The organism is Aliirhizobium cellulosilyticum (genome assembly GCF_014198105.1).
GTDB lineage: Bacteria > Pseudomonadota > Alphaproteobacteria > Rhizobiales > Rhizobiaceae > Neorhizobium > Neorhizobium cellulosilyticum.
Window position 1 is genome coordinate 457,090 of sequence record NZ_JACIGW010000003.1, and the last position, 11,922, is coordinate 469,011.

The 11,922-nt window shown below is 60.3% G+C and carries 10 protein-coding genes; 7 read left to right on the forward strand and 3 right to left on the reverse strand.

Annotation, left to right across the window (positions count from 1 at the left end; all coding sequences use genetic code 11):
- Window positions 1-79 precede the first annotated feature (79 nt).
- The 7 genes from GGE33_RS16530 to GGE33_RS16560 all read left to right on the forward strand — a co-directional run bounded on the left by GGE33_RS16530 (window position 80) and on the right by GGE33_RS16560 (window position 6,623).
- Window positions 80-1,384, forward strand: coding sequence for an MFS transporter (locus tag GGE33_RS16530; RefSeq protein WP_210303697.1), 1,305 nt, complete (start codon window positions 80-82; stop codon window positions 1,382-1,384).
- Between the two features lie 107 nt (window positions 1,385-1,491).
- Entirely contained in the window at window positions 1,492-2,223 is a 732-nt protein-coding gene (locus GGE33_RS16535; protein WP_183825153.1) for an NAD(P)H-dependent oxidoreductase, read from the forward strand.
- 58 nt (window positions 2,224-2,281) lie between these two features.
- Complete coding sequence (locus tag GGE33_RS16540; RefSeq protein ID WP_183825156.1) at window positions 2,282-3,478, forward strand: acetyl-CoA C-acyltransferase; 1,197 nt, start codon at window positions 2,282-2,284, stop codon at window positions 3,476-3,478.
- A 17-nt stretch (window positions 3,479-3,495) separates the two neighbouring features.
- Window positions 3,496-4,257 (forward strand): HpcH/HpaI aldolase family protein, encoded by a 762-nt coding sequence (locus GGE33_RS16545; RefSeq protein ID WP_183825159.1) that lies wholly within the window; start codon window positions 3,496-3,498, stop codon window positions 4,255-4,257.
- 3 nt (window positions 4,258-4,260) lie between these two features.
- Window positions 4,261-5,169, forward strand: a complete 909-nt coding sequence (locus tag GGE33_RS16550) for a cupin domain-containing protein (protein WP_183825162.1) — start codon at window positions 4,261-4,263, stop codon at window positions 5,167-5,169.
- Between the two features lie 141 nt (window positions 5,170-5,310).
- The gene (locus GGE33_RS16555; RefSeq protein ID WP_183825165.1) at window positions 5,311-5,970 is read left to right on the forward strand and encodes a CoA transferase subunit A; all 660 of its coding nucleotides are present in this window, start codon (window positions 5,311-5,313) and stop codon (window positions 5,968-5,970) included.
- Complete coding sequence (locus GGE33_RS16560; protein ID WP_183825168.1) at window positions 5,967-6,623, forward strand: 3-oxoacid CoA-transferase subunit B; 657 nt, start codon at window positions 5,967-5,969, stop codon at window positions 6,621-6,623. The genes GGE33_RS16555 and GGE33_RS16560 overlap by 4 nt, the downstream gene beginning before the upstream one ends.
- 180 nt (window positions 6,624-6,803) lie before the next feature.
- Here GGE33_RS16560 and GGE33_RS16565 read toward each other — a convergent pair whose 3' ends face one another.
- The 3 genes from GGE33_RS16565 to GGE33_RS16575 form a co-directional block, all read right to left on the reverse strand.
- Entirely contained in the window at window positions 6,804-8,009 is a 1,206-nt protein-coding gene (locus GGE33_RS16565; protein WP_183825171.1) for a pyridoxal phosphate-dependent aminotransferase, read from the reverse strand.
- A gap of 75 nt (window positions 8,010-8,084) precedes the next feature.
- Entirely contained in the window at window positions 8,085-9,722 is a 1,638-nt protein-coding gene (locus tag GGE33_RS16570) for a hydantoinase B/oxoprolinase family protein (RefSeq protein WP_183825174.1), read from the reverse strand.
- 16 nt (window positions 9,723-9,738) lie between these two features.
- Window positions 9,739-11,829, reverse strand: a complete 2,091-nt coding sequence (locus GGE33_RS16575; RefSeq protein ID WP_183825177.1) for a hydantoinase/oxoprolinase family protein — start codon at window positions 11,827-11,829, stop codon at window positions 9,739-9,741.
- Window positions 11,830-11,922 lie beyond the last annotated feature (93 nt).

Below are 11,922 nucleotides of genomic sequence, written 5' to 3' on the forward strand. Positions count from 1 at the left end.
GGCCTGAAAGCGCATTTCAAAATTATTAGCGTTGTCTGCTTCGGACCGGGAATCCGAAGCAGCTTTTCTGGAGGAAAAAATGTTGCAATGGTATCAAGAGCTTAACAGCAAAGAACGAAAGACGTTCTATGCTTGCTTTGCCGGGTGGGCGACCGATGCGCTCGACACACAGCTCTTCAGCTTTCTTATTCCGACACTTGTTGCGTTCTGGTCGATTACCAATGCCGAAGCCGGCTGGCTCGGCACATCCGCTTTGATCTCCTCTTCAGTCGGTGGTTGGGTCGCCGGCATTCTTTGTGATCGCATCGGTCGCGTGAAGGTCATGAAGATCGCCATCGCATGGTTCACCGTATTTACCATCGCAAGCGGCTTTGCCGATTCCTATGAGCACCTTCTGATTGCCCGCATTCTCTCCGGCCTCGGCTTCGGTGGCGAATGGGCCGCAGGCGCAGTCCTCATGGGTGAAGTCATTCGCCCTGCCTATCGCGGCAAGGCCGTCGGTAGCGTCCAGAGCGCCTATGCACTCGGATACGGCTTTGCAGCCATCCTGTCTTCGGTGCTCTTCGCCACGATCGAACCGTCCGAGGCCTGGCGCTGGATGTTCTGGATCGGCGCACTTCCTGCCGTCTGGGTTTTCTGGGCACTGCGCGGCGTGGAGGAGCCGGAAGTCTTCCTGAAAGCCAAGAAGGAACAGCACGCCCGTGGCGAACGTGTCAATCCGCTGGTCATCTTCGCACCGCGTTACCTGAAGACGACGATCCTGTGCTCGCTGCTTGCTCTGGGGGTACAGGGCGGCGCATTCTCGATCGTCATGTGGCTGCCGTCGTTCCTCAAGAGCAGCTATCACCTCACCTCGGTCGAAGTCGGTTACTATGTCTTCGTACTGACCTTCGGATCGTTCGTCGGCTATATCGTAGCTGCTTATCTCTGCGATTCCATCGGCCGCCGACTCAGCTTCTTCGTCTTCACCATCCTGAACTGGATCATCATACCGGTGTTCCTGTTCGTGCCGGAAATGGGTGCGGTGTCGCTGCTGCTCATCTTCCTGCTCGGCTTCTCGCTGCTCGGTATCTACAGTGCACTTGGCCCTTATTTCACCGAGTTGTTCCCCAGTCTCATCCGTGCGAACGGGCAGGCTTTCAGCTACAATTTCGGCAGAGCCGTGGGTGCCTTCTACCCGGCCATCGTCGGCATGCTGGCATCCGCTGAACTGCTGCCATTGCACAGCGCAATGGGTGTGACGGCAATGTCGGCCTACGTCTTCGTGCTGCTAGCAGTCGCAATCCTGCCGGAGACCAACGGCCGGGATCTGACCACGACGGATGGAAAAGTCGATGCGATGCCCGTCGCGCCGAGCGGACAGCCAAACGAAGTCAACCCTTAACAATACCGTCAAACGCAATCTGAAATTCCCAACGGCCTCAGGCCGTTGGGGGTCGGTAGTGCGCGACACCCGGAACCTCAACATCTCAGCTGAAATGCGTGACCACCATGACAATTCAGAATCGAAACATCCTGATCGTTACCGCTCACCCTGAACAACGGTCCTTCAATCATGCGTTGACCGAAAGCGCCGCCGCTGCGCTGCGTTCCGCCGGACATGATGTCGTGGTTTCGGATCTTTATGCCGAAAATTTCGGCGCCTCCTCCGGACCTGGCGATTTCACCGCCCGTGCGGATGCCGATCACCTGCACTATCAGAACGAACAGACCAATGCGGTTCGCACCAAATCCTTCGCGCCCGACATAGCACGCGAACAGGCCAAGCTTGCTGCCGCCGATGTCGTCATCTTTCAATTCCCGCTCTGGTGGGGAGGGCCGCCCGCCATCCTCAAGGGCTGGCTCGACCGGGTTCTTGCCTATGGCTTCGCCTATGTGGACGGTTATCGATTTGACACCGGCCTCTTTCGCGGCAGGCATGCGATCCTGTCGGTGACCACAGGCGGAACGCCCGCCCGTTTCAGCGACGATGGCGTTTATGGACCGATCGAACAGCTCCTGCGGCCGATCAAGCGCGGTGCGCTGGAATATATGGGCTTCGAAGTCGCGCCATCCTTCGTTTGCTACGGCGCACCACGCATGAGCGAGGAGGATCGCCAGACCCATCTGTCGCTCTGGGCGAAACAGGTGCTCGAGATCGCCAGGCTTCCCACGGACAGATCGCTTTATCCCGCCGACCCGCTGTCTCTGGTCGAGGATGGAGCATGGGCGAGAGGCCGATGACGTCGGCAAGGATACATTTGGAACGAGCCTGCCTCGTCACCTCTGATTGGAGTTAAAAATGGAACAGGACATATTCATTCTCGATGGGGCCCGTACCGCGATCGGTACGTTCGGGGGGGCATTGAGCACCTTCACACCGGCGGAACTCGGCGTGATTGCCGCAAAATCAGCGATTGAACGCTCGGGTGTTGCCGCTGCCGATCTCGACAATGCCGTCGCCGGCAATGTCATTCCGAACTCGCCTCGCGATCTTTACCTCGGGCGCGTGATCGGCATGGAAAGCGGCTTGCCTGCCTCTGCACCGGGCCTCACGCTTAACCGACTCTGCGGCTCTGGCGCCCAGGCAATCGCAACGGCGGCTTCGATGATCCGGGCCGGCGAAAGCAGGCTCTCGCTCGCCGTAGGCTCCGAAGTCATGAGCCGTGCTCCCTATTCGATCGACAGCCTGCGCAAGGGCCAGAAGATGGGGGATGCCGGGCTGACCGATTGGTTGCTCGGATCGCTCACCGATCCGTTTGGCTGTGGGGGAATGGGCATCACGGCGGAAAACATTGCTGCCAAATACCATATCGGCCGCAGCGAGCAGGACGTCTTCGCACTCGACAGCCAGCAGAAGGCAGCGAGCGCTATCAGCGCCCAGCGGTTCGCATCGCAGATCGTCCCGGTCACGGTCAAAACCCGGAAGGGCGAGCAGATTGTTATGGAAGATGAACATCCTCGCGCGGATACGACGCTCGAAGGCCTTTCGTCTCTGCGACCGACCTTTCGCAAGGACGGTACGGTGACTGCCGGTAATGCGAGCGGCATCAATGATGGTGCTGCAGCCGTCGTGCTGGCAAGCGGCGCAGAAGTTGCAGCCCGAAATCTTCGTCCGCGTGGAAAATTGCTCTCTTGGGCCGTTGCCGGCGTTCCGCCGGAAATCATGGGTATCGGCCCGGCTCATGCCGTTCCGCTGGCGCTGCAGCGCGCGGGCCTCGATCTCGCGCAGATCGACGTGATCGAATCAAACGAGGCATTCGCCGCGCAGGCGATTGCCGTGAACCGGCTGCTGGGTCTGCCTCTCGAAAAGGTCAATCCGAGTGGCGGTGCAATCGCGCTCGGGCATCCGCTGGGCGCGACCGGCGTCATACTGACGGTCAAGGCTCTTTATGAACTGGAGCGAATCGGCGGCCGCTACGGTCTCGTCACCATGTGCATCGGCGGTGGGCAGGGGATTGCTCTTGTTATCGAGAATTGCCTGGCCAATCGCGCGTAGACTTCAAGGAGGAAAAAATGACTTCGAATTTGCGAACACGGATCCGCGCAGGTGAGCTGCTTGTCGGGTCGTTCATCAAGACGCCTTCCCCGCATGTGATAGAAATCCTTGGTCATGCGAAACTGGATTTTGCAGTGATCGACCAGGAACATGCGCCGATCGGCATCGCCCAGGTGGACATGCTGGCACTTGCCGGCAAGGCGATCGGCCTGCCGCTCCTGTCCCGTCGCTGGGGTGCCTCGGTCGACTGGATTTCTCCGCTGCTCGACCTCGGACTTGCCGGAGTGATGGTGCCGCACGTGCTGAATGCCGAAGGTGCCCGTGCCGTCTGCGATGCAGTGCGTTTCTCTCGTGGGAAACGTGGCCTTTCGCCATCACCACGGGCCGGCAATTACGGTGGCATCGGCATCGCCGACTATCGTGTCAAATGCGACGCGGAGAGTGTCGTGATGGTGCAGATCGAGGACAAGTCTGCGCTCGATCATCTCGACGAGATCGCCGGCGAGCCGGATGTCGATCTTCTGTTCATCGGACCGGCAGACCTCTCGCAATCGATGGGGGTCAGTTATCCCTCGCCGGAACTGGATGACGCCATCGACCAGATCATCGCAGCCGGCAAGAAGGCGGGTGTCGCAATCGGCCTGTTCGTCGGCGATGCCGGCCATATCGCCAAATGGCACGCCCTTGGCGTGACCGTCTTCGTCTGCGGCTCCGATCAGGCGCTTCTGCGCAAATCCGCCACCCAGATGATGATCACAGCAAAAACCGAGAAGGAGTGAAACATGTACAAGGACAAGGATCCGCGCGCAGATCTCTTCGCCGCGGCGGCAAAACCGCCGGCAACGGGTTTGGTCGCAGAAGAGCAACTGGCAACCTTCTATGATACGCCACCGCAGGATGAGCAGAATGGAAGCCGCACCTGGTATGTCAGGGGTTGCAATTTCGTCCTCGCTTATTCCGAAACGCAGGACGGGGCGACCCTGGAGCGCAAGGGACAAGCTGACGAATACGTTCTCTATCTTGCCAATCCGGCTGACAGGGCGATCGTCGAGTGGGGTGGTCAGAAGGTCGAGGTTGCGGGTTATTCCATCACCTTCATACCGCCGGGCGATAGCCGGATCGTCCTGCCGTCTGGCGGAAAGCTCGCACGGCTTTTCACCACGGCCTCGAAGGATCTGGTCAAGGCATGCCCCAATGCCGACGCTTACGATGTGCCGCGCCAGCACATCCCCGCATTCGAGCCCTGGCCGGAACCAGTGGGTGGGTGGAAAGTACGCCAGTATTCGCTGAACGTTCCCGATGAGCCGGGTCGTTTCGGGCGAATCTTCCGCTGCACGACATTCATGGTGAATGCCCTTCCGTCCCAGGTCGGACCGCGCGATCCGGCAAAGATGTCGCCGCATCATCACGACGATTTCGAACAGTGCTCGCTGGCATTGGGCGGGAGCTTTACACACTACCTGCGCTGGGCCTGGACGACCGATATGGCCGATTGGCGCGAGGACAAGGCGATTGATGTCGGCTCGCCATCGGTGCTCGTCATCCCGCCTCCGGTCATTCACACGACGCGGGCCAGCAGCGACGGCAACAACGATCTGGTCGATATCTTCTGCCCGCCGCGCGTGGACTTTTCGCTTAAGCCCGGCTGGGTTTTGAACGATGCCGACTATCCAATGCCGGGCACCCGGTAATCCAGCAGGAGAGGGCCAGGCTGGCAGCAGTCGGCCCTCTGCTGGAATGTGCCTGTTCGAAAGTGCGCAAGGCGCTGCCTCGGGCGGGCGTTCCAGCACGGCAGCAAAGCTTCAGCTCTTTAGAAATCAAAGGTCTCAAAAATGTATAAGGTGAATACCGCCGAGGAAGCCGTGCGACGGATACCGGATGGAGCCGTCCTGATGATCGGTGGCTTCGTCGGCATTGGGACGCCTCAGGATCTTGTCGATGAACTGGTCCGTCAGGGAAAGAAGGATCTGACGCTCATCGCCAACGATACAGCGCGCCCGAATGTGGGCGTTGGCAAGCTGATCGACGCCGGGCTGGTGAAAAAGGCCATCGTCAGCCACATCGGCACCAATCCGGTCACGCAGAAGCAGATGATCAGCGGAGCGATCGAGGTCGAACTGGTTCCGCAGGGCACGCTCGCCGAGCGGGTACGCGCCGGAGGTTCCGGGCTTGGCGGCGTGTTGACGCCAACCGGTGTCGGCACGGATGCAGCGATCGGCAAGGAAACGATCGAAATCAACGGTATCGCCTATCTGTTGGAAACGGCGCTCAAGGCTGACTTCGCCCTGATCAAGGCACGCAGCGCGGATTACTCCGGGAACCTCCGCTATTCGCTGACATCGCGTAATTTTAATCCGCTGATGGCCATGGCTGCTGAAATCGTTATCGCGGAGCCGGACGAAATCGTGCCGGTTGGCTGCATCGAGCCCGATGCCGTCGTCACGCCGCATGTTCTTGTTGACTTGCTGATTGCGAAGGGAGCCTCGCTGTGAACGAGAAAGAGATCATCGCGAGGCGGGTTGCTCAGGAACTCAAGGCCGGCACGCTCGTCAATCTCGGGATCGGCTTGCCCACCATGGTCGCCTCCTACCTGCCTGCCGGGCTCGACGTTTCGTTCCAGTCGGAAAACGGCATTATCGGCATGAGCGCTTTGCCTGATCCGGGTCTTGCCGGAAGCAATCTCACGGATGCCGGAGGGACACCTGCAGGCGCGTTGCCGGGAGCCTGTGCCTTCGACAGCGCCATGTCGTTCGCACTGGTTCGCGGCGGCCATCTCGATGTCACTGTACTGGGGGGGCTTCAGGTCGACGAAGAAGGACACCTTGCCAACTGGATGGTGCCCGGCAAGATCGTGCCGGGCATGGGCGGCGCAATGGATCTCGTATCCGGCGCCAAGCGCGTCATCGTTGCGATGACGCATACCGCCAAGGGCGAACCCAAGATCCTGAAGAGATGCACCTTGCCGCTGACATCCGTTCGCCGCGTTGACCTGATTGTCACGGAGATGGGCGTCATCCAGCCAACAGAAGAAGGCCTTGTGCTTCTCGAGACAGCGCCGGGCGTGACAGTCGAACAGATTGTCGCCGCGTCGGAAGCCAAACTGTTAATGCCGAAGGTTCCAGGCGTGATGGGCATCGCAGCCTGAACTATCGGTTCGCGGGAGCGGTGTATCCTCCTCCGTCGCCGCTCCCGCTTCATTCCGCCTCATCCCGAGGCATCATCATGTCCCGGCGTCAGCTTTCCTCTTTCGCCAACGCTACGCCACACCGATCAAGGGTCGCATGCCCGCTATTTCACAATCGGCGCCATTCGGGGGATTTGCGTCTCAAGGTTTGAGCGAGCGCACCATATTGGCCAGCCTTTCGCAGGCACTTTCGAGTTCAGGTTCTGATGCCGCGATCGATAGTCGAATAAAGCCGGGCGCAGCAAACGCAGCCCCCGGCACACTCGACAGGCCGAATGTCTGCAACAGACACGCCGCAAACGCCGTATCGTCGCCGAGAACGTCTCCTTCGGCGGTCTTGCGGCCCATCAGTCGCTGCACGCCGATGAAAGCGTAAAAGGCTCCATCGGGCGCTATGAAATCGATACCCTCGATCTCGGCCAGCCGGCCGGCCACGATCTTCGCGCGCCTGGCAAATGTTCGGGCGCCCTCGCCGACAAAAGCCTGATCTCCGGTGAGGGCCGCGATTGCTGCCGCCTGAGCGACCGGAGAAACACATGAGACGCTTTGCGACTGCATCTTGTTGAGCGTCGAAATCAGCGCTTTCGGGCCGGCGGCATAACCCAGCCGCCAACCCGTCATGGCGTAAGCCTTGGAGACGCCGTTGACGATCAAGGTCCGGTCCCGCAACTGCGGGCAGGCCTTGCCGAAGGAAACGAAGGGCTTGTCGTTCAACAGCACATGTTCGTAGATCTCGTCGGAGACGACGAGCACACGCGGATGGCGCGCCAGCACATCTGCAAGCTTGCGATATTCTTCGCCAGAATAGATCGCTCCTGTCGGATTGGACGGAGAATTCAGCATCAGCCATCTGGTCTTCGGCGTGATCGCTGCTTCGAGCTGCTCGGCCGATAACTTGAAACCGGCATCCGCACCGCAGGTCAGATAGACCGGTGTGCCCCCATGCAGCGAGACGATGTCTCCGTAGGATACCCAGCAAGGTGTGGGAATGATGACTTCATCGCCCGCTTCCAGCGTTGCGAGAAACACGTCGAACAGGATTTGCTTGGCGCCATTGGCAACCATCACCTCGTCGGTGGAATAATCCAGTCCGTTTTCCGTCTTGAACTTCTTCACGATCGCCTGACGCAGGCTTTCCATCCCCGCGGGCGCGCCATAGCGGATACCGCCCTTGCGGATCGCTTCGACGGCCGCTTCCGCAACATGCGGCGGCGGTTCGAAATCCGGCTCGCCCAGTGACAGGTCTATAATGTCACGGCCTTCTGATGCCAGCTTCTTTGCCGCCATGGCAATCGCCATGCTCGGAGACGACTTGATGCCCGCGGCACGGCGGTTCTCGAAACTCATTTTCGGCTTCCCTGGAGGATTTGACTTGATCGAAACCGGGCGAGGCCTCTGCCTCGCCCGACACTCTTGGGAGAGTTATTTCGAAGCGACGTAGTCAAAGGCGATATCGCGTTCTGCCGCAGCGACATCCCGTTTGTCAGCCGACCCGTAACCGCCGCCGCCCGGAAGCTGCAGGATTAGCCTGCGACCGGCCGGAACATGCTGGCGACCCTTGGAAGCGAGACGGGTTCCGTCATCCAGCAGCACGGCACCGGCGGCACCGTTTTCACCACCTTCGCGACCGCGCGGGGGATGATCGACACGGTCGAACATGGCGTTGAAGTGCATCTCGTGACCCTCGGTCGGCGAGATCTCCACCACCTGGCCGAGACCGCCGCGGAACTGGCCGGCGCCGCCGGACCCGTCACGCAGCTCCTTGCGCCAGAAGATGACCGGACCGACATGTTCGGTTGCTTCGATCGACATGGAATGCACGCCGCTCGGGAATGCCGTGGCACTCATTCCGTCGAGTGTCGGGCGCGCACCGGAACCACCGCTGTTGAACAGCAGAACCTCGGCACGCTGGCCGCCATCGGCCGGAGCCTTGTCGCCCTGAAGCGGGCGAACGCTGACATGCAGGTTCCACAGCGCGCCAGCACCTTCCGCCGGTACCTTGCCCGGCAACATCTTGTGCACGGCACCGAGCACGGCATCGGGCACCAGATGGCCAAGCACGTGGCGAACCGAAACCGGAGCCGGATGCTGTGCATTCAGGATGCAATCCTTCGGCGCGACGACGCGGAACGGCAGGAGCGAATAGTGGTTATTTGGAATATCGGGGGCGATCGCGACCTTCATGCCGTAGCATGCATAGGCCGCCGAATAGATGATCGGGCAATTGATGCCTTTCGGGCTAGGCGGCGAGGTGCCGTCGAAATCGGCGAGGATGTGATCGCCTTCCACATCGAGGCGCACGGCGATATCGATCGGCGAGCCGTAGCCATCAACCCGCATCGTGTTGGAATACGAGCCCTTCGGCAGCGCGGCGATCCGCTCGATCGTCGCATCATAGCTACGCTTGAAGATGAATTCGCCGAGCGTCTCCAGATCGTCGAGTTCGAACTCTTCCATCATGTCCATCAGGCGGCGATGGCCGATCTCGTTGCAGGCCGCCAACGAATAGACGTCACCGACAACCTGATGGCTCTCGCGCACGTTGTTGTGTAGGATGTTGACGAGATCCTTGTTGACCTTGCCGCGCTCGGCAAATTTCATGATCGGAACGAAGATACCCTCTTCATAGACTTCGTTCGCATCCGGCCCGAAACCGCGGCCACCGACATCGACCACGTGTGCCGTGCAGGCGAAATAACCGACAAGCGCGCCGTTGCGGAAGCTCGGCGAAACGACGGTGAAGTCGTGCAGGTGGCCGGTGCCCTTCCATGGATCGTTGGTGATATAGACGTCGCCTTCGAAAATGTTTTCAGGCCCGATATCGCGGATGAAGTGACCGACGGCTTCCGCCATCGCGTTGACATGGCCGGGCGTGCCGGTGACTGCCTGGGCGATCATCAGGCCACCGCGGTTGAAGACGCCGGCGGACAAGTCGCCCGACTCACGCACGCTGGTGGAGAATGCGGTGCGGATGAGGGTGACGGCCTGCTCTTCAACGACGGAGATCAGCCGGTTCCACATGATCTGCATGTGAACGTCGGAAAGTGCATTGGTTTTCATGGATAGTATCCTCCGTTCAAGCGCTCTGCTTGACGCGTACGAGCAGGCAGCCATCGGCCTGCATGATGACTTCGCGGCTGGCGGTGATGATGGTTGAGGTTTCGCGTTCGGTGATCACGGCAGGACCGGAGACGAAGTCGCCCGGTTTCATGTCGGCGCGGTCGACGATCGAAGCGTTCTGGAAGCTGCCTTCCTGCACGTCGAAGATCTCGCGCCTGCCGCGAACCTTGGCTTCACCGGCCTTTGCCGTCTTGCCGATCCGCTCTGGCGGCGCGACCTTGGAAGTGGCCCGCAGCGACCAGCTGACGATCTCGACATCGAGCCCGTCGATGACGCGGCCGAAGAAGTGTTCGTACTGCTCGTCGAACAGTTTGCGGAACAGGTCGCCATCGGCATCCGCGTAATCACGAACCTCGATCGTTACCGGCACTTCCCAGCCCTGCCCGACGTAACGCATGTAGGCGATGCATTCGAGGTCCGGATCGGCATCCGGCGCGCCGGAGCGCACGAAGGATGTCGCTTCCGCGATCAGCTCAGACACCGTATGGTTGATCGCAGCCGCATCGAAGCGGCTGAGGCGGCTATAGGCGCTGCGAACGCTTTCGAAACCGAAGGGTGCTCGCAGGAAGCCGATAGCCGAGCCGACACCGGCGCCCGGCGGGATCAGAAGTTCGGCCATGCCGAGCTTTTCGCAAAGGCGCGCAGCGTGGATGGGGGCTGCACCGCCGAAGGCGATCATGGTGAACTCGGAGAGTTCCTTGCCATTTTCCACTGCGTGCATGCGCGCCGCATTGCTCATGTTTTCATCGACCACTTCGCTCAGGCCATAGGCAGCGGTCGCGATATCCGTATCCAGCTTGGAGGCAAGATCCGTATCCATCGCCTTGTCGGATGCCGGACGGTCGAGCTTCATCGCACCACCGGCAAACTCGTCGGCATCCAGACGGCCAAGGATGAGATCGGCATCGGTGACGGTCGGGTTTGCGCCGCCGCGGCCGTAGCAGGCCGGACCCGGCTCGGAGCCGGCGCTGTGAGGGCCGACGCGGATCTGACGCATGCTGTCGATCGTCGCGATCGAGCCGCCGCCTGCGCCGATTTCCACCATTTCGATGACGGGAATAGAGATCGGCATGCCGCTGCCCTTCTTGAAGCGCCAGGTACGTGCCACTTCGAAGGTCTTTGAGGTTTTCGGCGTCTGCTTTTCGATCAGGCAGATTTTTGCCGTGGTGCCGCCCATGTCGTAGGAGAGCACCTGATCGAGACCATAGCTGCTGGCGATATGGGCTGCGAAGATCGCGCCGCCGGCAGGGCCGGATTCAAGCAGGCGTACCGGAAATTCGATGGCGCTTTCAACGCTGATGATGCCGCCGCCCGAGTGGATCATGAAGACCGGGCAACGCGTGCCCTCTTCGGTCAGGCGACCGACGAGGCGGTTCAGATAGGACGCCATCAGCGGCTTGACGAAGGCATTGGCGCAGACGGTGTTGAAACGCTGGAACTCGCGCATCTGCGGCGAGACTTCCGAAGAGATCGAAACGGAAATGTCTGCCTTCTTGGAGAGAAGCCGGTCTCTCACGAGCTTCTCGTGTGTGCCGTTCAGGTAGGAGTGGATGAAGCCGATGGCGACGCTCTCATAGCCGGCAGCGATGATGTGATCGCACAGGGCATCGACTTCATCGAGATCAAGCGGCTTCAGCACGAGACCATCGGCGCCGATACGTTCATCGACGACAAACCGTTCATTGCGCGGCACGAGCGGCGCCGGCAGAACGATATCAAGATCATACTGCTCGAAACGGCTTTCGGTGCGCATCTCGATGACGTCGCGAAAACCCTTGGTGGTGATGAAGGCGGTGCGTGCACCCCGCCGTTCGATCAGCGCATTGGTGGCAAGCGTCGTGCCGTGAATGATCGTGTCGATTTCGGAAAGCTCGACACCGGCGACTTCGGCGACCTGCCGGATGCCCTTGACGATCGCATTCTCGGGATAGGAATAGTCGGTCAGCACTTTGATCGAATGGAGCGTGATGCCTACCTCCATCGCAACGTCGGTGAAGGTGCCACCGATATCGACACCGACCCTGATCTGCTTGCCATCTTTCGCCATTGTCTGTCTCATGCTCCATAAGCGAGCTGTTGTTGCGTGCTGCTCGAAAACCCAGTTTTCGGCGTGCAGCGACCTGTCCCCGCCCGCGCGAAC